Raw genomic sequence first — 22175 nt, 5'->3', positions numbered from 1 at the left:
CGGTTCCTTGTCACGGAAGCGCTTCGCCATCAAGGATACGGGCGTAGAGTTCCAGATAGGCCTTCGCGGTTTTCGCGATCGGAAATCTATCGGCGGCCGATTCACGGCATTTCCCCGCGCACAGGTCTGCAATCTCGGCAAGACCGTGGGCAAACTCCTCGTCGCTCTCGAAGAATCGGCCCGTGTCCGGGTCCACCGTTTCCGGCAAGGCGCCGCGCCGGGTGGTCAAAACGGGCGTGCCGCACAGCATGGCCTCGACCGGCGCGTTGCCGAAAGGCTCTTCCCAGGCAATCGGATTGAGGAAGGCCCTCGATTCGCTGAGAAGGCGCAGCTTGTCCTCGCCGTCAACGACGCCGTTGAAGCGATAGCGGCGAGGAAGACTTTTGAAAAAGACGCCCTCGCGGCGGGTTTGGCTTCGGCCCAGCAGCTTCCACCGCGAGCCGCCGGCGATATCGAGGGGGAAGTCGAATTTCCTGGCAAGGTCGACTGCCCGGCTCAGGCCCTTTCCAGCACGCGCGATGGCCGCCATGAAGAGGAGACGGTCGTTTCTCGATTTGGCGGGCCGATAGTCGTCCACCGGAAATCCGTTGTAGACGAAGGTCTTGCGGCCGTGCAGCTGCGCATGCCGGGCGCTGATGAAGCTCCAGTTCGGTTGCTGCCGCGGATAGTCCGGCAAATGGCCGCGCTCGGTGTTGAGGGTCGGGAAGGGGACTTCGACCTTCCACGCATGAAAGTGGACAATCTGCGTGTCCTGCGGGATCGCTGCGCGGCATTCGGCGTCGCTCACCGCATGCCGCACCTCGCACAGTGGATGCGAAGATCCCGGTCCGGCGACGAGAACGACACGGTGCCCCTGCCTGACCAGTTCAGTGGCCAGCCAGTCGACCTGACGTTCTATCCCGCCATAGCCTTTGCACGGAATAACGCCCTTTGTTGCAAGGGTTATTAGCATTCCCGCACCAATGGCGTTAGGAGATGCTAATTGTCAACCTTCGAAAGCCGGCGATGATTTTGGAAAGCACAGATCTCTGATGGAAGTGCTGGTGGCTGGCCGACTTGATGCGAGACTTGGGCGGAACGCCCTCACAGCGGAATGTTGTCGTGCTTCTTCCAGGGGTTCTGCATGTCCTTGTTGCGCAGCATGCGCAATGCCCGCGCGATACGGCGGCGGGTCGAGTGGGGCATGATCACCTCGTCGATATAGCCGCGTTCGGCCGCGACGAAGGGCGACAGGAAGCGATCCTCGTAAGCTTTGGTGTGGGCTGCGATCTTTTCCGCATTGCCGATGTCCTTGCGGTAGATGATCTCGACCGCGCCTCTTGCGCCCATCACCGCGATCTGCGCCGTCGGCCAGGCATAGTTCATGTCGCCGCGCAGGTGCTTTGACGCCATGACGTCGTAGGCGCCGCCATAGGCCTTGCGGGTGATCACGGTGATCTTCGGCACGGTTGCCTCGGCATAGGCAAAGAGCAGCTTGGCGCCATGCTTGATCAACCCGCCATATTCCTGCGCGGTGCCCGGCAGGAAGCCTGGAACGTCGACGAAGGTGACGATCGGGATCGAGAAACAGTCGCAGAAGCGCACGAAGCGCGCCGCCTTGCGGCTGGCGTCGGAATCCAGCACGCCCGCCAGCACCATCGGCTGGTTGGCGACGAAGCCGACGGTTCGGCCGTCAACTCGGCCGAAGCCGGTGACGATGTTCTTGGCGAAGCTCGCCTGGATCTCGAAGAAGTCGCCTTCGTCGGCGACTTTGAGGATCAGTTCCTTGATGTCGTAAGGCTTGTTGGCGTTGTCCGGAATCAGCCGGTCGAGCGACAGGTCGTGATCCATCACCGACTGGTAGCATTCGATCTCAGGAATCTCTGCCGTGTTGGACGCCGGCAAAAGGTCGATCAGCCGGCGCATCTGCTGCAGCGCCTCGACGTCGTTGTCATAAGCGCCGTCGGCAATGGAGGATCTGGTCGTGTGCACCGTGGCGCCGCCCAGGCTCTCGGCCGTCACCGTCTCGTTGGTCACCGTCTTCACCACATCCGGCCCGGTGACGAACATGTAGGAGGTGTCGCGCACCATGAAGATGAAGTCGGTCATGGCGGGCGAATAGACGTCGCCGCCGGCGCACGGACCCATGATCAGCGAAATCTGCGGGATGACGCCGGAGGCGAGCACATTGCGCTGGAAAATCTCGGCATAGCCGCCGAGCGCGGCCACCCCCTCCTGGATGCGGGCGCCGCCGGCATCGTAGAGGCCGATGATCGGCGCGCGGTTGCGCAGCGCCATCTCCTGGATCTTGACCACCTTCTCGGCATGGGCCTCCGACAGCGAGCCGCCGAAGACGGTGAAATCCTTGGCGAACAGATAGATGGGGCGCCCATTGACCGTGCCCCAACCGGTGACGACGCCGTCGCCCGCGATCTTGGTCTTTTCCATGCCGAAATCGGTGGAGCGGTGCTCGACATACATGTCGAACTCCTCGAACGAACCCTCGTCGAGGAACACCTCGATGCGCTCACGAGCGGTGAGCTTGCCTTTCTTGTGCTGGGCCTCGATCCGTTCCTTGCCGCCGCCCATACGGGCGATCTCGCGGCGGCGCTCGAGTTCCTTCAGCACGTCCTTCATCGCCGGTCCCCACAACGGATGGATGGTTTGTGGTAATGGTGCGGGCAGGGGAGCGCAAGCGCTGCAATCATCCTGATTTTGCTGCGCCGCAACATAGCCTCTTGCATTTCAGGCCGGACTCGGCCATATGCGGCGGCATAGGCGCTTGGGCCGGGACGTCCGGCTTTCTCCACGCATGAGACTGGTTGCGTCTGTTTTCCCTCTTTCCGGCAAGTCGGTCCCTGTCCGGCAGCCCGACAAGGTGGCGAAAAAGCCCCGGGGCATGACGCTCGCGGGCACGACAGCGCAGCCGCGCGGACGCTCCCGTCCGCCGCCTTGTCGTTTCCTGACAATTTTTCGACGGCAGGTTGCGCCCTGCCGTGATTTGATATTTGCGGCCTCGCGCCGCATGAAAGAAGAGTATTTTGACCAACGAAAACCAAGCGGAACCGAACGGTTTCGCAGCCCTTGGAATAACCGGCGCGCTGCTCAAGGCCGCCAATGCGGCCGGTTTTACCGATCCGAAGCCGATTCAGACGCAGGCGATCCCGCCGCAGCTTGAAGGCCGCGACATATTCGGCATCGCCCAGACCGGCTCGGGCAAGACCGCGGCCTTCGCGCTGCCGATCCTGTCGAAGATCATCGGGCTCGGCACCAAGCGCCGGCCGAAGACGGCGCGCGCGCTGATCCTGGCGCCGACCCGTGAGCTCGCCGTGCAGATCGAGGATACGATCAAGCTGCTTGCCAAGGGCGCGCATATTTCGACCGCGCTCGTGCTGGGCGGTGTCTCCCGCTACAGCCAGGTGAAGAAGATCGGCCCCGGCGTCGACGTCCTTATCGCCACGCCCGGCCGGCTGACCGACCTTGTGCGCGAGGGCGACCTCATCCTTGCCGACACCAAATGGCTGGTGCTCGACGAAGGCGACCGCATGCTCGACATGGGCTTCATCAACGACGTCAAGCGCATCGCCAAGGCGACGGCGCCGGACCGCCAGACCGCGCTGTTCTCGGCCACCATGCCGAACGAGATCGCAGAGCTTGCCAAAGGTCTGCTGAAGGACCCGGTTCGCATCGAGGTTTCGCCGCAGAGCACGACGGCGGCCGAGATCGTGCAGAGCGTGGTGCTCGCCCGCACCAAGCAGAAGCGCCAGGTGCTGTCCAAGATGCTGGTCGATGAGACGATGCGCTCGGTGATCGTGTTTTCGCGCACCAAGCATGGCGCCGACCGCGTCACCAAGGATCTTGCCCGCGACGGTTTCAACGCCGCCGTCATCCACGGCAACAAGTCGCAGAACGCGCGCCAGAAAGCGCTCAACGATTTCCGCGACGGCTCGGTGCGCATCCTGGTGGCGACCGACATCGCCGCGCGCGGCATCGACGTGCCCGGCATCAGCCATGTCGTGAACTTCGACCTGCCGGACGAGGCGGAGAGCTATGTCCATCGCATCGGCCGCACCGGCCGCAACGGCATGGATGGCATAGCGATCACGCTTTGCGATCCCTCGGAGAACGGCAAGCTGAGGCAGGTCGAACGCATAATCCGCATGAAGCTTCCGGTCATCGCCGACCATCTCGGCAGCCCTGATCCGCAGCGCGATCCGAAGGAAAAGACCGAGCGTCATTTCGAGCCCGCCAACGACCGCGAGCATCATGGCGGCCGTCGTGACGGACGTCGTCCCGGCAATAGCAACAACGGCAAGAAACGCTTTGGCGGCAACCCCAATGGCGAGCGCCAATTCGCGCCGCAAGCCGAACGTCCGGCAGGCGCGAAGCCGAACGGCGAGCGCAAGCCTGACGGCTTCAAGCGCTTCAAGGGCAACAACAAGCGCCGCTTCGGCGGTAAGCGGCCGGCGAACCGGGCGGATTAAGACCCTACCTGTATTCATATAAAAAAAAACCACGGCCGGAGCCTTTGCTCCGGCCGTTTTTCATTTCACTGGCTAGATTGCTGCTGCATCAGCGCGTTCACCCACACAACGATCCGTTGAGTGAGAAAACCTGTGGTCTGCGGCGACAGCACATCGCCGGCAATGACGTGGTTGTCCGGGTCGCCGGTGTCGTCGACCGGCACCAGCTCGTGCGGGCCGCCCCAGCGGCCGGCGATCTCGCGCGTGCGATCCGGCCGCACCACCTTGTCGGCATCCGAGAAGATGAACAGGGCAGGGACGGTCGCCTTCCCGACCGGCGCGCCATAGGCGAGATCGGTGAGCGCTGCCATCGGCAGCGTCGCCGATATCGGATACTTGGTGGTCCAGAATTTTTCGTGCAGCGCGTTGCGCGCGGGAAAGCTGCGTTCCCTGCCGCCGACGAGCTCGGCGATCTGCTTGCCCCATGGCATGGTAAGCACCTCGGCGCCGGACGCCTTGACGCCGAAATTCGGCGAGATGAACGCGATCGCCGCGACGCCGTCGGAGGCGCCTGGCTGTGTTGCGGCCCAAGTCGCCAGCGAGCCGCCGGTCGAGGTGGCAATCACGATCACCTTGTCGCCGATCGCGCGGCCGATGGCGAGAGCCTCCTCATAATCGTTGATCCAGGCGTTGACGCTGCCTTCCGCCATCGCCGCACCGTCCCGTCCGTGGCCGGTCAGGCGGGTGTAGAAGAGGTTGGCGTCGAGCGCGTCGGCGACATCGTCGGGCAGCGGGCGGACCTCGCCTTTGGAGGCCGAAAAGCCGTGGATGTAGACGATCGAAAGCTTGGTCCTGGCGTGAATCATCGGGTTCGCCCAGATGATTTCCTTATCCAGCCCGTCGCGGATATTGGGCACGGCGGCTTCTTCGCGCGCCAGATAGGCCTGCGGATCGTCGCCGATCACCGAAGGATCGAAGCGGATCGTCGTGTCGACCGCAATGCGTGGCCCGAGTACGAAACCGGCGACCAGAAGGAGGGCGAGACCCAGTACCCCAAGCACGATCCGTCGCCCCATCGCCGACTCCAAGCAACAATCCTCAACCTATGGCCGCATCCGCCGGCAAGCAATCGCGGTTTCGTCGGCTTACTTCGCCCTGTCCGACGATGGGCCCGTTTCGCCCGGTGTCTTGCGATCGAAAAACAGCGGCCGTGCCTTCCAACTGGTCGTCAGGCTGATGACCAGGCGGCCGATCGGCCGCGGCAACAGACTAAGCAGCTTCAACGGCCAGCTTATGTGGTAGGGGAAGGTGACTTCGAAGCCGCCCTTTCTGATGCCGCGCGCCATGCGGCGCGACGCGCGTTGCACAGGCATCAGGCTTGGCATCGGCAGCGTGTTCTTTTCCGTCAGCGGCGTGTCGACGAAGCCCGGGTTGATCACCTGGATGCGGATGTTCATCTTGTCGAAGTCGTATTTCAGCGACTCCGCCAGGATGTTGATCGCCGCCTTGGTGCCGCCATAGGCCGCGGTTGTCGGCCAGCCGGAATAGGCGGTGACCGATCCGACAAGGACGACATGCCCGCGCCCGCGCGCGCGCATATAGTCGACCACCGGTACCAGCCCATTGACGATGCCGAAATAATTGACGGCGAAGGAGCGATGGAAATCGCGCACCACGAGGTGCTCGCCGGGGGTGGCGATGTAGTTGCCGGCGTTGAAGACGGCAAGCACGATCGGCCCCATCTCCGTCTCGATCGCGGCGGCCGTCCGTGCCATCCCTTCTTCGTCGGTCACGTCGCAGGGAAAGGATTTCACATGGCCGCTCATCTGCGCCGTCTCGACCAGCAGCGTGTCGACCGGATCGCCCGGCAGCGCCGTGACGGCGACGGCATAGCCCTGCCTTGCGAGATCCTTGGCCAGCGCACGGCCGAGGCCGCTGCTGCCGCCCGTGATCCAGGCGACACCGTCTTTCGGGTTGGCCCGGTAGAGTGTCATTGAAAGTCCTGCGAATTGTCTGGGCTAGTGCTCTAGCGGCGAAGAAATCGGATGAAAAGAGCGCTTTTGGCTCATCGTAGAAATGATGGAGAGCATTGCAGCGTCCGGAATGCGACTGGACCAGGCAAAATCTTGCCTTGAAACCGCGGCTTCCGGTTTCTAGGGTCTCGCCGCACGCATAAAGGAATTCTCATGCCCCGTAATGTGATCGAAGCGATCGGCAACACACCCTTGATCCGGCTCAACAAGGCTTCGGACGCGACCGGCTGCGAGATCCTGGGCAAGGCCGAATTCATGAATCCGGGACAATCGGTCAAGGACCGTGCCGGCCTCTTCATCATCAGGGACGCCGAGCAGCGCGGATTGCTGCGGCCGGGCGGCGTCATCGTCGAAGGAACCGCCGGCAACACCGGCATCGGCCTGACGCTGGTCGCCAAGGCGCTCGGCTACCGGACCGTCATCGTCATCCCCGATACGCAGAGCCAGGAGAAGAAGGACACGATCAAGGTCCTGGGCGCCGAGCTGATCGAAGTGCCGGCCGTACCGTACAAGAACCCCAACAACTATGTGAAGCTGTCGGGACGGCTCGCCGAGCAACTGGCGCGGTCGGAGCCGAACGGCGCGATCTGGGCGAACCAGTTCGACAATGTCGCCAACCGCGACGGCCATATCCGCACGACGGCGGAGGAAATCTGGAGCCAGACCGGCGGCAAGGTCGACGGCTTCGTGTCGGCCGTCGGCACTGGCGGCACGCTCGCCGGCGTCGCGATCGGGCTGAAGGGCAAGAGCAACGACGTCAAGATCGCGCTTGCCGATCCGCTGGGCGCCGCCCTTTTCAGCTTCTACACCAGCGGCGAGCTGAAGGCGGATGGCAGCTCGATCACCGAAGGCATCGGCCAGGGTCGCATCACCGCCAATCTCGACGGGTTTACGCCGGACTTCTCCTACCAGATCCCGGATGAGGAGGCGTTGCCGATCATCTTCGACCTGATCCAGGAGGAGGGGCTCTGCGTCGGCGGCTCGACCGGCATCAACATCGCCGGCGCGATCCGGCTGGCGCGCGAGCTTGGCCCTGGCCATACCATCGTGACGATCCTCGCCGATTACGGCACGCGCTACCAGTCGAAGCTCTTCAATCCCGAATTCCTGCGCGGCAAGAACCTGCCGGTGCCCGGCTGGATGGAAGAGAAAGCCGATATCTCGGTGCCGTTCGAAAAGGTGGCGTGATGGCGCAAAGGACCGAAGCGCTGTTTCGCGACGACGCTTATCTGAGGACCGCGGATGCGCAAGTCGTTGCCATCAACGACCGCGGCGGCATTCTTCTTGACCGGACTATCTTCTACGCCACCTCCGGCGGGCAGCCCGGCGACACCGGCCTGTTCGAACGCGCCGACGGGAGCCGCATCCCGATCGCAGCCGCGATCACCGGCGAGACCAAGGACGAGATCATCCATGTGCCGGCGCCTGAGCAGGCTTTGCCGGCGGTCGGCGAAAAGCTGAGGCTCGCCATCGACTGGGAGCGGCGGCATCTTCTGATGCGCATGCATTCCGCCTGCCACCTGCTCACTGTTGTCTGCCCGTTTCCGATCACCGGGGCGGCGGTTGCCGAGGACGACAGCCGCGTCGACTTCGACATTCCCGATGCCGGCTTTACCAAGGACGACGTGACGGCGAGGCTGATGGAGCTGGTGCGGGCCGACCATCCGATTTTTACCCGGTTGATCACCGACGAGGAACTTGCGGCCAATCCAGGGCTTGTAAAATCGAAGAACGTGCGGCCGCCGGTCGGCACCGGCAGGATCCGTCTGGTCTGCATCGGCGAGAACGCATCGATCGACAGCCAGCCTTGCGGCGGCACCCATGTGAAGAGCACCGGTGAGGTCGGTGAGATCCACATCGGCAAGATCGAGAAGAAGGGCCGCGAGAACCGACGCTTCCGCATCCGCTTCGGGCCGATGCCGGCGAACTGACGGGCCAAGACGGATAAAGTCGCGAGAGGCGGGGCAGGAGCAGGAAAATGGACGAAGACAGCCCTTTTATCGTCGACGCGGACTGGCTCGAGAAGCGGCTCGGCACACCCGGGCTGACCATCATAGACGCCTCCTGGTACCTGCCGGCGCAGAAGCGTGATGCCCACGCCGAGTATACTGCGTCGCATATTCCGGGAGCGCTCTTCCTCGATCAGGATGAGGTTTCCGATCCGGATTCCAAGCTGCCGCATACATTGGCGTCGCCCCAATACTTCGCGCAATATGCCGGCTCCATGGGCGTTTCTGCCGACGACACCATCGTCGTCTATGATGGTCCGGGACTGTTTTCTGCGCCGCGCGCTTGGTGGATGTTCCGCGTCATGGGTGTCTTCCAGGTCTACATCTTGAACGGCGGCCTCGATCGCTGGAAGGCGGAAGGGCGGCCGGTGACGGCCGAGCAGACCAAGATTGCGCCTTGCGTCTTTTACGCCGATTTCGATGCAGGCCGGGTCGTCAGCCTCGACGAGATGCGCCGGATCGTTGGAAGCGGAGAAAGCCAGATCGCCGATGCGCGCTCTCCGGGGCGCTTCGCGGGAACCGATCCGGAACCGCGTCCTGGTGTCCGTTCCGGCCATATGCCGGGCGCTCACAATGTTCCGGTCGCCGCGCTTGCCGACAATGGCGAATTGCTGCCTAAAGACCGCTTGCGCAAGGTCATCGAGGATGCCGGCATCGATCTTTCCAAGCCAGTCGTCACCTCATGCGGATCGGGCATCACGGCGGCGGCGATCACATTGGCGCTGGAGACGCTTGGCCATACCGACAACAGGCTGTACGACGGCTCATGGACCGAATGGGGCGGGCTCTCCGATACGCCTGTCGTGACGGGCAAGGAATGACGGCGATGGAAAACGGTGTGCCCAAGGATATCGAGGTCACGGTCACGTTCCTCGAAATGCATGCGCCGCCGGCCTCGTCGCCGCCGCTGCCCTACAACCGGCAGATCGCGCTGCTGAAGACCAAGGACATCCCGCTGCATTTCTACCGCTACCTGATCGACCGGGTTGGGCGCAAATGGCACTGGGTCAATGTGCTGAGGCTGAGCGACGAGGAACTGGCCGCCGGCCTGCACCGCGAGGACCGCGACATCAGGGTGCTTTACCTCGACGGCTCCCCCGCCGGCTTTTTCGATCTCAAGCCGCACCTGCCGGATGAAGTGGAGCTCGCCTATTTCGGCATGATGGAGCATGCGCACGGCCAGGGCATCGGCCGCTGGTTCCTCGGCGCTGCGATTTCGGCTGCCTGGGCGCACGAGCCGAAGCGCGTCACGGTCCAGACTTGCACGCTCGACCATCCAGCGGCACTTCCGCTTTACCAGAAGCTCGGCTTTACGCCGGTGGCGCAGAAGAAGGAAGTCGTGCATCCGCTCACATTCGCCGAACGCTCGGCAAGCGTCATGCGGCCGTAGTTGGAGTTCTAGCACGCGATAACAAGCCGTTGGTCGGTCGACCGGTTGACGCCGCCTACGCCACCGGCGGCGGCTGGCCCTCGAAGGTCGGCAGCGAGGTATCGATGCAGGCCCACGGGGGTGCCTTGCTCGTCCAGATCGTCGCCGCGGGCCTGATCACGTTCGGATCGTCGAGCGTGCCGGCGCGCACGAAGATCAGATGCGGGCGCGCCTCCGCTTCGCTGAAGAGATGCACGCCGCAGGCTGGACAGAAGCGCCGGTGCATCCTGTTGCCGCTGTCGGCCACGCTTTCGTAATCGCGCGTCTCGCCGGCAATCTTGATGTGCGCCGTCAGGAAGCAGACGCTCACCGCCGCGTTGCCGGCAGCTATGTACTGGCAGAAGCGGCACCAACACATACGCGCTGTGATCGGCTCCGCGCGGCTCTCGTAGCGGACTGCGCCGCACAGGCATCCCCCGGTGATCATGCTCGGATCCATCGCCAAACCTCAGCCACCCGCGGCCCATCGCGTTCTGCTGCGATCATCATCATGGCGCAGAGCGATTTGTCTGGCGAGTGGGAACTCCAGCGCCTGGATTTCCAACTTCGCAATATCTCGACATCGCTCGACGCGAATTTTGAGATCGAAGCGAAATAGAACCAATGCGTTACCAGCCGTTCATCGGCGCTTCAGATTGTCTTTGCCATGGTTCGGCCAGTGACAACGGCCGAGGCCTGAAGGAGAGAGATAGACATGCTGACCCGACGTACATTTGCCGTGGCGATGGTAGCGGCGCTTGCCATGCCGAGCCTTGGCTTTGCGCAGGCCACCACGCCCTCGGCCGCGACCATCGAACGCCAGCTCGAAGCGGCACCCCGGGTCAAGCTGCGCCCCAACCAGCGCGTCACCATCCGCGAGTTCAAGAAGCAGCCGGACCTGAGGCGCATGGCGCGTTCGATCGACATCCAGTCGATCAATTTCGAATTCGGCTCGGCCGCCATCGCCCCTTCGCAATATGGCAAGGTCGAGATCATCGCCGATGCGCTCCACCGCATCTTGCGGCGCGACCGCGGCGCCCGCATCCTGATTGAAGGCCATACCGACGCGGTGGGCTCGTTCCAATCGAACCAGATCCTGTCGGAGCAGCGCGCCGCATCGCTGAAGCGCACTCTGGTCCGCGAATTCGGCGTGCCGGCCTATGCGATGGAGACCGTCGGCTACGGCGAGGAATTCCTACTGGTGCCGACCCAGCAGGAAAACTGGCGCAACCGCCGCGTCACGCTGCGCCGCTTCGACGATTTCGTGCGCTAACGCCAGCGCAAGCCGCTCGATGATTGAGGAGCCCGGCTTCAGCAAAGCCGGGCTTCTTTCCATATAGCGATATGCGCACGAGTCGCTTGGCAGGAATCGGGTGGGAGACGCCGCCGCCCAGGCATATCTCGGGGCAACGACACCGGAGATTTGCCATGAGCATCCAGTTCAAAGCCTTGCCGACCGAAGCCGTGCGCGCTTTGCAGCGCGGAGGGCCCGACGCCTACGGCCACACGCCCGAACGAAGGATTTCCGATGGCGACGGCGTGCCGTGCCGGCATTGCATGAAGAACGTTGCCGCCGGTGATGGTTATCTGATCCTCGCGTATCGGCCGTTCCCGGAGCTTCAGCCATACGCCGAGACCGGCCCTATCTTCCTGCATGCGCAGGAATGCGAACGCGGCGCGGAGGTTGATGCGCTGCCCGAGATGCTCGAAAGCAGCGACTACATCGTGCGCGGTTACAGCAGGGACGATCGCATCGTCTACGGCAGCGGCGCCGTCATCCCTACCGGCGATATCGCGGCCCGCGCCGAGACTTTGTTCGAACGCGACGACATCGCCTACATCCACGTCCGCTCGGCGCGGAACAATTGCTACCAGTGCCGCATCGAGCGGGCATGAGAGGGGCAAAAAAATGCCCGCCGATGGTCTGGCGGGCTGTTGGAAGTCTGACAGAAGCCTTCGGCAGAGCCGCTGGCGGGCCGTGTTCACCGGCGACGCGAAGCGGCCGCAGCCATCAGGTAACGACGCCTGTCTAGGCATGTTTCTCAAGGGCCGAATGTGAAGTATTTCACACAAAGATATCGATTGGCCGGCGTGGCCGAGCCCCACATGCGCTCGCAAGACAAGAACTGTCGTACTCCCGTCGTATAAACGCGCTAAAAGGCAATTGTTGATCGATTGCCGACCGCGGATGGACCGGCGGCACGTCGCAACTTCGAGGAAGCGGGGCCCTGGCTCCGCTTTTTTGTTGCCCGGATTTTCCAAACAAGAAAAAAGCCCGCCGGAAGGACCGGCGGGCGCGACAGGAGGAAACTCTTTGTCTATCTCTTTGTTTTACGCTTTTCCGGACGGAAAACGGTTACACACTTTTCCTGGCATCAGGCGGCAAGCACCGCCTTCGGCTCGACCATTTCGTAGCCGAGCGCTTCGGCGACGGCACGGTTGGTGATCTTGCCCTTGTGCACATTGAGGCCGTTGCGCAGGTGATGGTCGTCGACCAGCGCCTTCAGTCCCTTGTCGGCGAGCTGCAGGCCATGATGCAGGGTGGCATTGTTGAGCGCATGCGCCGAGGTGACCGGCACGGCGCCTGGCATGTTGGCGACGCAATAGTGGATCACGCCATCGACCTCATAGGTCGGATCGGCATGGGTCGTGGCATGCGAGGTCTCGAAGCAGCCGCCCTGGTCGATGGCGACGTCGACGAGCACCGAGCCCTTCTTCATGCCCGACAGCATCTCGCGGGTGACGAGCTTGGGCGCGGCGGCGCCCGGGATCAGCACTGCGCCGACGACGATGTCAGCCGAGAAGCACTCTTCCTCCAGCGCCTCGACGGTCGAGTAACGCGTATGGACGCGGCCGCCAAAAATGTCGTCGAGCTGGCGCAGGCGCGGGATCGAGCGATCGATGATGGTGACGTCGGCGCCGAGGCCCGCAGCCATCTTGGCGGCATGCAGGCCGACGACGCCGCCGCCCAGCACCGTGACCTTGCCCGGCAGCACGCCGGGGACGCCGCCGAGCAGCACGCCGCGGCCGCCATTGGCCTTCTGCAACGCCGTCGCACCGGCCTGGATCGACAGGCGACCGGCGACTTCCGACATCGGAGCCAGCAGCGGCAGCCCGCCGCGGTCGTCGGTCACCGTCTCATAGGCGACAGCGGTGACGCCCGAAGCGAGCAGGCCCTTGGTCTGTTCCGGATCCGGAGCGAGGTGGAGATAGGTGTAGAGGATCTGGCCGTCGCGCAACTGCACCCATTCGTTGGGCTGCGGCTCCTTGACCTTGACGATCATGTCCGACTTGGCGAACACGTCGGCCGCCGTCTTGGCGATCGTCGCGCCGGCGGCGCGATAGGCGTTGTCGTCGGCGCCGATGCCGGCACCGGCGCCGGTCTCGACCAGCACTTCATGGCCGTGCGCGACATATTCGCGGACCGAGCCGGGCGTCAGGCCGACGCGGTATTCATGGTTCTTGATTTCCTTGGGGCAGCCGACGCGCATTTTCTTCTCCTGTCCGGCCCTTGAAAGGGCGCTCTCCCTGTCATTTCGTGCATGCAGCTAGCACCAAAAACGCCGCGCGATTTCGGGCGACATGCAGTAGACGCAGTCAATCACGAATCGTTCCGTATGTGTTTGCGAATGCACTTGCGGCGAGGGGCTATCTTCGATAATCGTTGCGAGAAACGCTCGTATCTTCGCAGGATTCACGAAAAATGCCGCTCGACAGGATTGATATCGCCATTCTGGAGACTTTGCAGAAGGATGGCCGGATACCCAACGCGGCACTTGCCGAGAAGGTAGGGCTGTCGCAATCGGCCTGCTCCAGGCGCCTCGACAATCTGGAGAAATCCGGAACCATCCGGGGCTATCACGCCAGGCTCTCCAACGCCGCGCTCGGCCACCAGATGACGGCGATCGTGCATATATCGCTGTCGGGGCAGTTCGAGAAGACGCTGTCGGATTTCGAGGCGGCGATCAAACGCTGCCCGAACGTGCTCTCCTGCCACCTGATGTCGGGCGAATACGATTACATCCTGCGCATCGCGGCGAAGGACCTCGCCGACTATGAGCGCATCCACAAGGAATGGCTGTCGGCTATGCCGCATGTGACGAAGATCAACTCGTCCTTCGCCCTGCGCGAAATCGTCGATCGCACGGCGGTCGGCTTGCGGCCTGAGATGGCCTAGCCGTCAGTTACCCCCAGCGGCTTCGGTCACCACCGTCGTCATCGGAATATCGTGTGGCTGCGGATAGATGGTGGGAATGCGCTGCAATTCGTAGCCGACGCCGATCACCAGCGGTCTGAACGGTATCGCGGCGAGCGTGCGGTCATAGAAACCGCCACCATAGCCCAGCCGGTAGTTGCCGGGATCTATGCCAACGACCGGTGAAATGACGATGTCCGGCAGCACCGGATCGCCCTCGGCCGGGATCGGAATATTCCAGACACCTTTCTCCAGCCGGTCTCCCGGTTTGTAGGCGCGGAATACAAGCGGCCGCGCCTTCTCGATGACGACGGGCAGCGCCGTGCGGCCGCCGCGCGCATTGATCGACGCCATCCAGGAACGCAAGTCCGGCTCGCCGCGGAACGGCCAGTAGAGGCTGACCATGCGGCCGGCAATGTCGCCGATCAGCGCGTCGAGGCCCTCTGCAATGCGCGTCGACATCGCCGCACGTGCATCTGCCGAGACGGTAAGTCGGGCGCCGATCAGCCTTTCGCGCTCCGCCTTGCGCCAGCGCCTGACATCGGTCCAATCGGTGAGCGGCATCTGATAGGACGAGTCGAGCTCGTGCATGAAACAAGGCGGCGACGCGTATTGGGCCGGGCCTTCGTCATCGCGATTGTCAGTCATGCGTCACTCCTATCCTTTTGCCCCACGCTATACCTGGCGCTCCGGGAGCGACATGCGCGTTCACGACACCGGGCGACGACTCCGGGGCAGGCCGGCAGCAGTGTTGTTGCAGTGCACAAAAATGCTTACATCTAGTCAGGTTGGTTTGGCGAGGTGATTGAAAATGGACGAAGCCAAGCATCATGTCGTGGTCGTCGGCGCAGGGTTCGGCGGCCTCGAACTCACCCGCGCGCTGGCTGGCGCACCAGTTCGCATCACCATGATCGACAAGCGCAATCATCATCTTTTCCAGCCGCTGCTTTACCAGGTGGCGACCACCTCGCTGGCGACATCGGAGATTGCCTGGCCGATCCGTCATCTCTTACGCAGGCGCAAGGACGTGACGACGCTTCTCGGCAACGTCATCGGCGTCGACCGGCAGGCCAAGCGCGTTCTGCTCGATGACGGCAGCGCGGTTCCCTACGACACGCTGGTGCTCGCCACCGGCGCGCGCCACGCCTATTTCGGCCACGACGAATGGGAGCCTTTCGCGCCTGGGCTTAAGACGCTCGAGGATGCCACCACGATCCGGCGCCGCATCTTGCTCGCGTTCGAAGAGGCCGAGCGCGAGACCGATCCCGCCAAGCGCCAGGCCCTGCTGACGCTGGTCATCGTCGGCGGCGGGCCAACCGGTGTGGAGCTGGCCGGCACCATCGTCGAGCTCGCGCATGACACGCTGCGCGGCGAATTCCGCAACATCGATACGCGCCAGGCGCGCGTGGTGCTGATCGAAGCCGGCGACCGGATCCTTGCCAATTTTGCGCCTGAACTCTCGGCCTATGCGCAGAAAGCGCTGAAGCGACTTGGCGTGACGGTCGAACTCGGCCGTCCCGTAACGCATCTGGACGCCGAAGGCGTCGTCTTTGGCGATACCCATCTGCCTGCAAGGACGATCCTGTGGGCAGCAGGCGTCGCCGCTTCTCCAGCGGCGGAATGGCTGGGAGCGACAGCCGACCGTGCGGGCAGGGTGCTGGTCGAGCCGGATCTCACCGTGTCGGGCAGCCCCGAGATCTTCGTCATTGGCGACACGGCGCATCTGTTGCGGCCGGATGGAAAGCCGGTGCCGGGCGTGGCACCCGCCGCCAAGCAGCAGGGCAAGCATGTTGCCGCGACCATTAAGGCGCGGCTGGCCGGCGATACGGCGCCGCGTCCGTTCCGCTACCGGCATGACGGCGATCTCGCGACGATCGGCAAGCGCGCCGCCGCGATCGATTTCGGCTGGATCAAGCTCACCGGCTGGCTCGCCTGGTGGCTTTGGGGGATTGCACACATCTATTTCCTGATCGACTTCCGCAACCGGCTCGCGGTTACGCTTAGCTGGCTATGGATTTATTTCACCGGCCAGCGCAGCGCCCGGCTGATCACCCAGGGCGACGGCGACAAGGGCTGATTGCTCGCCGCGCCTGTTTCATCGACGCGTCACCTTGTCGTGATCAACAGGCTTCCAACGGACGTGGACTCGCAGCGCCTTGGACGCCATGCTCGGCGCTCGGGGCAGGGGTTGTCGAGGAGGAGGAAGCAATGTCACAACCGTTCGTTTCTCGCCGTGAGTTCCTGGCCGGCGCCGCCGCCGGCGGAGCGCTGATCATGCTGCATCCGTTCTCCGCCCGAGCGCAGGCCAATCAGGCGCATCTCAGGATCATGGAGACGACCGACATCCATGTGAATCTGCTGCCCTATGATTACTACGCCGACAAAGCGAACGACACGTTGGGCCTGTCGCGCACAGCCTCGCTGATCGACGCGGTGCGCAAGCAAGCTACCAACGCGATGCTGATCGACAATGGCGACCTTCTGCAAGGCAATCCGATGGGCGACTACATCGCCTATGAGAAGGGCATGAAGGATGGCGATCTGCATCCGATCATGAAGGGCATGAACCTGCTCGGCTACGAATGCTCGACGCTCGGCAACCACGAATTCAACTACGGCCTGTCCTTCCTGGACAAGGTGCTGGCCGGCGCCAATTTTCCGTTCGTATGCGCGAACCTGATCCGCGGCACCACGCTTGCCACCAACCCGCGCGACGACAAGCTCTACCTCAAGCCCTATGTGATCCTCGACAAGAAGATCAAGGACGGGTCAGGCGCCGAGCAGCCGATCCGGATCGGCGTCATCGGCTTCGTGCCGCCGCAGATCATGGTCTGGGATCTGAAGAACCTCGAAGGCAATGTGCAGACGCGCGACATCGTCGAGGCGGCCAAGGCCTGGGTGCCGCAGATCAAGGAAGAGGGCGCCGACATCGTCATCGCGCTCTCGCACTCGGGCATCGACGTCAAGCAGGGCGACAAGATGGAGAACGCCTCGTTCTTCGTCGCAGGCGTGGAAGGCATCGATGCGGTGTTCACCGGTCACCAGCATCTTGTCTTTCCCGGCAAGAAGGACTTCCAGGCGCTCGAAGGTGTCGACACCGGGAAGGGCACGCTGCAGGGCAAGCCCGCTGTGATGGGCGGCTTCTGGGGCTCGCATATGGGCCTGATCGACCTTTTGCTGGAGCGCGACGGCCCGAAATGGCGGGTCGTCTCGGCGACCTCCGAGGCGCGGCCGATCTACGAACGGGTCGACAACAAGAACAAGGCGACGGTCGGCGACGACAAGCGCATCATCGCGGCGCTCGAGCAGGACCATGAGGCGACGCTCGCCTATGTCCGGCGCCCGGTCGGCAAGACGTCCGCGCCGCTCTATTCCTACTTCGCTCTCGTCGCCGACGATCCATCGGTGCAGATCGTCAACCAGGCGCAGAGCTGGTATCTCAAGGACATACTGAAGAGCACCCAGTGGAAGGATGTGCCCCTCTTGTCGGCGGCAGCGCCCTTCAAGGCCGGCGGCCGCAATGGCGCCGACTACTACACCGACGTTCCGGTCGGCGACATCGCCATCAAGAATGTCGCCGACCTCTACCTCTACCCGAACACGGTGCGGGCGGTGGAAATTAGCGGCGCGCAGGTGAAGGAATGGCTGGAGATGTCGGCCGGCATCTTCAACAGGATCGAGCCGGGCAAGGCGGATCAGCCGCTGATCAACACCGATTTCCCGTCCTATAATTTCGACGTCATCGACGGCGTCAGCTACAGGATCGACTTGTCGCAACCGCCGAAATACGATTCGAAGGGCGGCGTAGCGAACGCCGGCTCCAACCGCATAGTCGACCTGAAGTTCGACGGCAAACCAATTGATCCGGCGGCGAAATTCGTTGTCGCAACCAACAATTACCGCGCCGGCGGCGGCGGCAATTTCCCCGACATCAACGCCTCGAAGATCATCTACGAGGCGCCGGACACCAACCGCGACGTGATCGTGCGCTACGTCATCAGCGAGGGCACGATCAATCCGTCGGCTGACGACAACTGGTCGTTCGCGCCGTTGCCTGGAACCAGCGTCGTTTTCGAGACTGGACCCAAGGCGAAGGACTTCTTCGATCAAGTGAAATCGCTGAAAATCGAGGCCGCGGGTGAGGGTGAGGCGGGTTTCGCCAAATACCGCATCATGCTGTGAAGCCGAATCCTCTCCGCTACGCGGTTACCTCCGCGGCCAGGGCGGAATCGTCAAGGGCCGAGGTCCGCCGGCATCGCCTGCTCGGCTGACGCATCATGACCGCTTGGAATGCGTGAAAGAACAAAAAGCGGTGACCTCGGACAATTGCCGCGGAGGCGGCTCTAGTTCCAGCTAGGGACATGCGTTAGCTTTAGCCATGCGTTATGTGATCGTCATCGTCGCCATCACCTTCTTCCTGATCTGGGACGGCCTCTACAACCAGGGCCACTACCTCGATGCGACCGTCAGGGAGATATCGCGCATCGTGCGCTACGTCACCGGCGCGGCGTGAGGCCTCGACGGCAGGGCGCGACATCGTTGCGGGTTGACGCGACCGCCTTGCTCCCACAAAAACGCGCTCATCCGTCGATCAAGGAGGCTGGATTGATCCGGCACATCGTTTTCTTCAGCGTGCGGCGCAAGGAGGATGTCGAGGCCGTGCGGTCGGGCCTGCAGGCACTGGGCAAGATCCCGCATTCGAAACATTTCGAGGTGACGCTCAACACCAAGGTCGATCTGTTCTCCAACGCGATCGACGTGGTCGTCTACGCCGAGTTCGAGGACGAGGCAGCGCTCGCCGCTTATAAAGCACATCCTGTCTATGCGGAGACGACCAGCAAGGTGAAGCCTTTGCGCGAGCTGCGCTATTCGGCGGACGTCGTGGCCGCCGCCTGAGCCAGAGGCAATCCACCTCGCTTCGCCAATACCGGGCTTGAACCGGTTTCCGGAATGAGGCACATCGCGCCTGTATGATCAAAATTTCGCCCCATCCGCTCGATCATCTCGTCCTGCCCACGCAGGGCCTGGAGATCGCGAGGCAGCGCCTTTCGTCGCTCGGCTTTGTCGTCGCGCCGACCGGCATCCATCCTTTCGGAACCGAGAACGCTTGCGTCTTTTTCGCCGACGGCACCTATCTGGAGCCGCTGGCCATCGGCGATGAAAAAACAGCCGGGCAGGCGATAGGCGAGGGCAACGTCTTTGTCGCGCGCGACCGCCTCTACCGCAATAAGCTTGGCGACGAGGGTTTTTCCGCCGTTGTGTTCGGGACCACCGATGCCGATGCCGACCATGCGCGCTTTGTCGAGGCTGGATTGTCGGCGGGAGACATGCTGAGCTTTTCGCGCGCCTTCACCGACGCCGCGGGCAAAAGCGACACGGCATCGTTCAAACTGGCGTTCGTGGCCGATAGAAAAGCAACGGACGCTTTTCTTTTCGCCTGCCAGAGCATCAATGCGCCGAAGATCGACCGCACGGCGCTGCAGGCTCATGCCAACGGGGTGACCGGCATCGCCGAGATCGTCGCGGTCAGCGACAGGCCGTCGGGCCAGGCCGGACTGGTGTCGACCGCTGCCGGCCAGGACGCACACGACGGTGACAAGATTCAATTGCCCAACGCTACCCTGACCGTTCTGACGCCCGACGCTTTCGCCTCGCGCTTCGATATTTCGGCAGGGGCCTCCTCGGACCTGCGTTTTACGGCCATCATTTTTGCGGTTCACAGCATTGCCGCCGCCACGCATCTGCTTGCAGCCAACGCAATCGAACACAACATGAGCGGCAACGATATCGTCGTGCCGCCGGCGCCCGGTCAGGGCGCGGCCTTCATTCTTCGGGAGATCCCATGAGCGAGCCCCTGGCGCCAAATGCTTCGGTAACCGTCGGCAAGATCGTCTTCGCCAACAATGCGCCGCTGTCGCTGATCGCCGGCCCCTGCCAGCTCGAATCGCGCCAGCATGCCTTCGACATGGCTGGTGCGCTGAAGGAGTTAACCGCCAAGCTTGGCATCGGCCTTGTCTACAAGACCAGTTACGACAAGGCCAACCGTACCTCGCTGTCGGCGACGCGCGGCGCCGGGCTGGACGCGGCGATGCCGATCTTCGACGATCTGCGCAAGACGTTTTCGCTGCCCGTGCTGACCGACGTCCACACCGAGGAGCAGTGCGCGATCGTCGCGCCGCATGTCGACGTCCTGCAGATCCCGGCTTTCCTTTCGCGCCAGACCGACATGCTTGTCGCCGCGGCGCGAACCGGCAAGGTCGTCAATGTGAAGAAGGGGCAGTTCCTTGCGCCGTGGGACATGAAGAATGTCGTCGCCAAGATCACCGGTTCCGGCAACGCCAATGTGCTGGTCACCGAACGTGGCGCCTCCTTCGGCTACAACACGCTGGTGTCGGACATGCGCGCGCTGCCGATCATGGCCGAGATCGGCGCTCCAGTGATTTTCGATGCCACCCATTCCGTGCAGCAGCCAGGCGGGCAGGGTGGGTCCTCCGGAGGCGAACGCCGTTTCGTCGCGACGCTGGCCTGCGCGGCCGTCGCCGTTAGTGTTGCTGGCGTCTTCATCGAGACCCACCATGATCCTGACAACTCGACCTCTTCCGACGGTCCCAACATGGTGCCTCTCAAGGACATGCCGGCCCTGCTGGAAAAGCTGATGGCGTTCGACCGCGTCGCCAAGGGGCGCTGAAGCAATTCCAGGAAAAGTGTGAAACGGTTTTCCGTCCGGAATTGCGCCAAAACAAGGAGATAGAGCGGCTCGCCGTTTCAGTGAAACGGTGAAGCGCTCTAAGTCTCGTCCCCGTCATTCGCTACGGCCGGCGCCACGCATGTCGATTGCGAAGACAGCGTAGTAATCCAGCCCTCGCATGGGAGCGCTGACGGTCAGGATCCATCGCACATTGTCATGCACCCGCTCATATACGGACGGCCCTTTGGACGGCAGCGCGTCGGGCGGGATCTGGAAGGCGAAGGGAATGCCTGCGCTCGACCGGACCGACGCGCATGGCACGACGACCGTTTCCTGCCACCTCAGCTCATCCTTGTAGGTCGATTTTTGCGTCCCGCTGGTGCTCACAATCGGTCCGCCGACCCGGTAGGTACGGATGCACCGCAGTTGCACCCTGTAGTCGCCGTCCGGAGCCAGATCGCGGCCTGATCGCAGCGAACCTTCGAAGCGCTTGCCAGGCGTCGCCGCTCCGGCGACCAGTGTCGTCGCGCCGAACTTGCGAACCCGCAACGTGTCGCGGATCGCCTTCAGCAGTGCGTAAAGCGCGATGAGGACGAACAGAACCGGGATGAAGATCAGCGGGTTGAATTCACGATCTGTGACGTCGAAGTTGAGCGGAAGCTCGAAGTACCAGACGATCAAGATGCCGATCAGGCCCATGGCGCCGGCAAAGAAATATCCGCTGGACGCATTGGCGGCGTTGGCGTCAGCCGTTGGCGCTTGCCCCGTAGCCTGCTGCCGATTGCGCTTTTGGCTCATCCCAGCCCCCTGATGCAACAATGCCATGCAGTGCGACCGGGTGACAATGGCGACGAGCCTCAACTTCTCCTGGCTTGTCGCAGGCAACCGCCGGCTGTAGGCTCGCCTGCGCAACTGAGCGCCTTGGCAGGAGGAAGCCAATGTCTGTCGCCCGCGTCACCGAAATCACGTCGTCGTCCTCGAAGAGCTTTCAGGACGCAATCGAGAAGGGCATTGCGCGCGCCGCAAAGACCCTGAAGAACGTCGAGGGCGCCTGGATCCAGGACCAGAAGATCGACGTCCAGGGCGGCAAGATTGCCGCCTATCGAGTCAACATGAAGGTCACCTTCATCCTCACCGATTAGAACGTGTCTCCCGAAAGTGGGAACCGGTTTCGGGACAAAGACATGCGAAGCGGCACGCGATGCGTCCTTCGAATACTACCACGTAGCGCCTTACTGGCACTGATTGCCTAGTCGGCAGATCGGAATCGAGAGGCCCCCGGAAAGCAGGGGGCCTCTGTGTTTCTGGGCCTCTACTCCGCCGCGTGGAGAGTAGAAAGCTCCATGGAGCTTTGCTGGGGTTTCTGGCTGTCGCATGACGTCAGGAACGCCGCCGCGATC

At 63.0% G+C, this 22175-nt stretch carries 23 protein-coding genes; 15 read left to right on the top strand and 8 right to left on the bottom strand.

Going from position 1 to position 22175, the window contains the following annotated elements; genetic code table 11:
• Positions 1-10 precede the first annotated feature (10 nt).
• On the bottom strand, positions 11-787 hold the full coding sequence (locus AC4FWB_RS01565; protein ID WP_491024038.1) for a glycosyltransferase: 777 nt from the start codon (positions 785-787) through the stop codon (positions 11-13).
• A 296-nt stretch (positions 788-1083) separates the two neighbouring features.
• Entirely contained in the window at positions 1084-2616 is a 1533-nt protein-coding gene (locus AC4FWB_RS01560; RefSeq protein ID WP_491024037.1) for an acyl-CoA carboxylase subunit beta, read from the bottom strand.
• Positions 2617-3020: 404 nt separating this feature from the next.
• Between AC4FWB_RS01560 and AC4FWB_RS01555 the strand changes: the two genes are divergently transcribed.
• Entirely contained in the window at positions 3021-4463 is a 1443-nt protein-coding gene (locus AC4FWB_RS01555; protein ID WP_491024036.1) for a DEAD/DEAH box helicase, read from the top strand.
• A gap of 65 nt (positions 4464-4528) precedes the next feature.
• Here AC4FWB_RS01555 and AC4FWB_RS01550 read toward each other — a convergent pair whose 3' ends face one another.
• Positions 4529-5518 (bottom strand): alpha/beta hydrolase, encoded by a 990-nt coding sequence (locus AC4FWB_RS01550; RefSeq protein WP_491024035.1) that lies wholly within the window; start codon positions 5516-5518, stop codon positions 4529-4531.
• 69 nt (positions 5519-5587) lie between these two features.
• Positions 5588-6436: an SDR family oxidoreductase gene (locus tag AC4FWB_RS01545; protein ID WP_491024034.1), complete on the bottom strand. Its 849-nt coding sequence runs from the start codon at positions 6434-6436 to the stop codon at positions 5588-5590.
• A 192-nt stretch (positions 6437-6628) separates the two neighbouring features.
• Here AC4FWB_RS01545 and AC4FWB_RS01540 point away from each other — a divergent pair, with 192 nt between their 5' ends.
• The 4 genes from AC4FWB_RS01540 to AC4FWB_RS01525 are packed head-to-tail and all read left to right on the top strand — an operon-like array spanning position 6629 to position 9874.
• The gene (locus AC4FWB_RS01540) at positions 6629-7663 is read left to right on the top strand and encodes a cysteine synthase A (RefSeq protein WP_491024033.1); all 1035 of its coding nucleotides are present in this window, start codon (positions 6629-6631) and stop codon (positions 7661-7663) included.
• Positions 7663-8406, top strand: a complete 744-nt coding sequence (locus tag AC4FWB_RS01535; RefSeq protein WP_491024032.1) for an alanyl-tRNA editing protein — start codon at positions 7663-7665, stop codon at positions 8404-8406. Before AC4FWB_RS01540 ends, AC4FWB_RS01535 begins: the two co-directional genes overlap by 1 nt.
• Positions 8407-8453: 47 nt before the next feature.
• The gene (sseA, locus tag AC4FWB_RS01530; protein WP_491024031.1) at positions 8454-9305 is read left to right on the top strand and encodes a 3-mercaptopyruvate sulfurtransferase; all 852 of its coding nucleotides are present in this window, start codon (positions 8454-8456) and stop codon (positions 9303-9305) included.
• Between the two features lie 5 nt (positions 9306-9310).
• Positions 9311-9874: a GNAT family N-acetyltransferase gene (locus AC4FWB_RS01525; RefSeq protein ID WP_491024030.1), complete on the top strand. Its 564-nt coding sequence runs from the start codon at positions 9311-9313 to the stop codon at positions 9872-9874.
• Positions 9875-9929: 55 nt separating this feature from the next.
• Here the strand turns inward: AC4FWB_RS01525 and AC4FWB_RS01520 are convergent, their stop codons facing one another.
• Positions 9930-10340, bottom strand: a complete 411-nt coding sequence (locus AC4FWB_RS01520; protein ID WP_491024029.1) for a GFA family protein — start codon at positions 10338-10340, stop codon at positions 9930-9932.
• 267 nt (positions 10341-10607) lie between these two features.
• On the opposite strand from AC4FWB_RS01520, the gene AC4FWB_RS01515 reads away from it, so the two are divergent.
• Both AC4FWB_RS01515 and AC4FWB_RS01510 read left to right on the top strand, forming a co-directional pair.
• A complete protein-coding gene (locus AC4FWB_RS01515) occupies positions 10608-11165 on the top strand; it encodes an OmpA family protein (protein WP_491024028.1) in 558 nt (185 codons plus the stop codon).
• Between the two features lie 155 nt (positions 11166-11320).
• Positions 11321-11788, top strand: coding sequence for a DUF1203 domain-containing protein (locus tag AC4FWB_RS01510; RefSeq protein WP_491024027.1), 468 nt, complete (start codon positions 11321-11323; stop codon positions 11786-11788).
• Between the two features lie 479 nt (positions 11789-12267).
• Here the strand turns inward: AC4FWB_RS01510 and ald are convergent, their stop codons facing one another.
• Complete coding sequence (gene ald, locus AC4FWB_RS01505) at positions 12268-13383, bottom strand: alanine dehydrogenase (RefSeq protein ID WP_491024026.1); 1116 nt, start codon at positions 13381-13383, stop codon at positions 12268-12270.
• 212 nt (positions 13384-13595) lie between these two features.
• Between ald and AC4FWB_RS01500 the strand changes: the two genes are divergently transcribed.
• Positions 13596-14069, top strand: a complete 474-nt coding sequence (locus AC4FWB_RS01500) for an Lrp/AsnC family transcriptional regulator (RefSeq protein ID WP_059188527.1) — start codon at positions 13596-13598, stop codon at positions 14067-14069.
• A 3-nt stretch (positions 14070-14072) separates the two neighbouring features.
• Here the strand turns inward: AC4FWB_RS01500 and AC4FWB_RS01495 are convergent, their stop codons facing one another.
• On the bottom strand, positions 14073-14735 hold the full coding sequence (locus AC4FWB_RS01495) for a 5-formyltetrahydrofolate cyclo-ligase (RefSeq protein ID WP_491024025.1): 663 nt from the start codon (positions 14733-14735) through the stop codon (positions 14073-14075).
• 163 nt (positions 14736-14898) lie between these two features.
• On the opposite strand from AC4FWB_RS01495, the gene AC4FWB_RS01490 reads away from it, so the two are divergent.
• The 6 genes from AC4FWB_RS01490 to kdsA all read left to right on the top strand — a co-directional run bounded on the left by AC4FWB_RS01490 (position 14899) and on the right by kdsA (position 20775).
• On the top strand, positions 14899-16164 hold the full coding sequence (locus AC4FWB_RS01490) for an NAD(P)/FAD-dependent oxidoreductase (RefSeq protein WP_491024024.1): 1266 nt from the start codon (positions 14899-14901) through the stop codon (positions 16162-16164).
• Between the two features lie 131 nt (positions 16165-16295).
• Positions 16296-18269: a bifunctional 2',3'-cyclic-nucleotide 2'-phosphodiesterase/3'-nucleotidase gene (locus tag AC4FWB_RS01485; protein ID WP_491024023.1), complete on the top strand. Its 1974-nt coding sequence runs from the start codon at positions 16296-16298 to the stop codon at positions 18267-18269.
• A 196-nt stretch (positions 18270-18465) separates the two neighbouring features.
• Positions 18466-18600 carry a hypothetical protein gene (locus tag AC4FWB_RS01480; protein WP_292301437.1) on the top strand — a complete coding sequence of 45 codons (135 nt, stop codon included), beginning with the start codon at positions 18466-18468 and terminating at the stop codon, positions 18598-18600.
• 92 nt (positions 18601-18692) lie between these two features.
• Positions 18693-18983 carry a Dabb family protein gene (locus AC4FWB_RS01475; RefSeq protein ID WP_491024022.1) on the top strand — a complete coding sequence of 97 codons (291 nt, stop codon included), beginning with the start codon at positions 18693-18695 and terminating at the stop codon, positions 18981-18983.
• Positions 18984-19057: 74 nt separating this feature from the next.
• On the top strand, positions 19058-19933 hold the full coding sequence (locus AC4FWB_RS01470) for a VOC family protein (RefSeq protein WP_491024021.1): 876 nt from the start codon (positions 19058-19060) through the stop codon (positions 19931-19933).
• On the top strand, positions 19930-20775 hold the full coding sequence (gene kdsA, locus AC4FWB_RS01465; protein ID WP_491024020.1) for a 3-deoxy-8-phosphooctulonate synthase: 846 nt from the start codon (positions 19930-19932) through the stop codon (positions 20773-20775). The genes AC4FWB_RS01470 and kdsA overlap by 4 nt, the downstream gene beginning before the upstream one ends.
• A gap of 114 nt (positions 20776-20889) precedes the next feature.
• Here the strand turns inward: kdsA and AC4FWB_RS01460 are convergent, their stop codons facing one another.
• Positions 20890-21636, bottom strand: a complete 747-nt coding sequence (locus tag AC4FWB_RS01460) for a hypothetical protein (RefSeq protein ID WP_491024019.1) — start codon at positions 21634-21636, stop codon at positions 20890-20892.
• Positions 21637-21713: 77 nt separating this feature from the next.
• Between AC4FWB_RS01460 and AC4FWB_RS01455 the strand changes: the two genes are divergently transcribed.
• Positions 21714-21917, top strand: a complete 204-nt coding sequence (locus AC4FWB_RS01455) for a dodecin family protein (RefSeq protein ID WP_491024018.1) — start codon at positions 21714-21716, stop codon at positions 21915-21917.
• Positions 21918-22175: the final 258 nt, after the last annotated feature.

This window comes from Mesorhizobium sp. LEGMi-168a, assembly GCF_058312955.1.
This window is presented reverse-complemented; position numbering and strand designations above follow the sequence as displayed.

Coding starts and splice junctions, on each gene's coding strand:
- AC4FWB_RS01540 (WP_491024033.1), top strand. CDS start 6,629: ATGCCCCGTAATGTGATCGAAGCGATCGGCAACACACCCTTGATCCGG.
- AC4FWB_RS01470 (WP_491024021.1), top strand. CDS start 19,058: ATGATCAAAATTTCGCCCCATCCGCTCGATCATCTCGTCCTGCCCACG.
- AC4FWB_RS01535 (WP_491024032.1), top strand. CDS start 7,663: ATGGCGCAAAGGACCGAAGCGCTGTTTCGCGACGACGCTTATCTGAGG.
- AC4FWB_RS01560 (WP_491024037.1), bottom strand. CDS start 2,616: ATGAAGGACGTGCTGAAGGAACTCGAGCGCCGCCGCGAGATCGCCCGT.
- AC4FWB_RS01545 (WP_491024034.1), bottom strand. CDS start 6,436: ATGACACTCTACCGGGCCAACCCGAAAGACGGTGTCGCCTGGATCACG.
- AC4FWB_RS01455 (WP_491024018.1), top strand. CDS start 21,714: ATGTCTGTCGCCCGCGTCACCGAAATCACGTCGTCGTCCTCGAAGAGC.
- AC4FWB_RS01490 (WP_491024024.1), top strand. CDS start 14,899: ATGGACGAAGCCAAGCATCATGTCGTGGTCGTCGGCGCAGGGTTCGGC.
- AC4FWB_RS01525 (WP_491024030.1), top strand. CDS start 9,311: ATGGAAAACGGTGTGCCCAAGGATATCGAGGTCACGGTCACGTTCCTC.
- AC4FWB_RS01500 (WP_059188527.1), top strand. CDS start 13,596: ATGCCGCTCGACAGGATTGATATCGCCATTCTGGAGACTTTGCAGAAG.
- kdsA (WP_491024020.1), top strand. CDS start 19,930: ATGAGCGAGCCCCTGGCGCCAAATGCTTCGGTAACCGTCGGCAAGATC.
- AC4FWB_RS01485 (WP_491024023.1), top strand. CDS start 16,296: ATGTCACAACCGTTCGTTTCTCGCCGTGAGTTCCTGGCCGGCGCCGCC.
- sseA (WP_491024031.1), top strand. CDS start 8,454: ATGGACGAAGACAGCCCTTTTATCGTCGACGCGGACTGGCTCGAGAAG.
- AC4FWB_RS01550 (WP_491024035.1), bottom strand. CDS start 5,518: ATGGGGCGACGGATCGTGCTTGGGGTACTGGGTCTCGCCCTCCTTCTG.
- AC4FWB_RS01520 (WP_491024029.1), bottom strand. CDS start 10,340: ATGATCACCGGGGGATGCCTGTGCGGCGCAGTCCGCTACGAGAGCCGC.
- ald (WP_491024026.1), bottom strand. CDS start 13,383: ATGCGCGTCGGCTGCCCCAAGGAAATCAAGAACCATGAATACCGCGTC.
- AC4FWB_RS01515 (WP_491024028.1), top strand. CDS start 10,608: ATGCTGACCCGACGTACATTTGCCGTGGCGATGGTAGCGGCGCTTGCC.
- AC4FWB_RS01495 (WP_491024025.1), bottom strand. CDS start 14,735: ATGACTGACAATCGCGATGACGAAGGCCCGGCCCAATACGCGTCGCCG.
- AC4FWB_RS01480 (WP_292301437.1), top strand. CDS start 18,466: ATGCGTTATGTGATCGTCATCGTCGCCATCACCTTCTTCCTGATCTGG.
- AC4FWB_RS01510 (WP_491024027.1), top strand. CDS start 11,321: ATGAGCATCCAGTTCAAAGCCTTGCCGACCGAAGCCGTGCGCGCTTTG.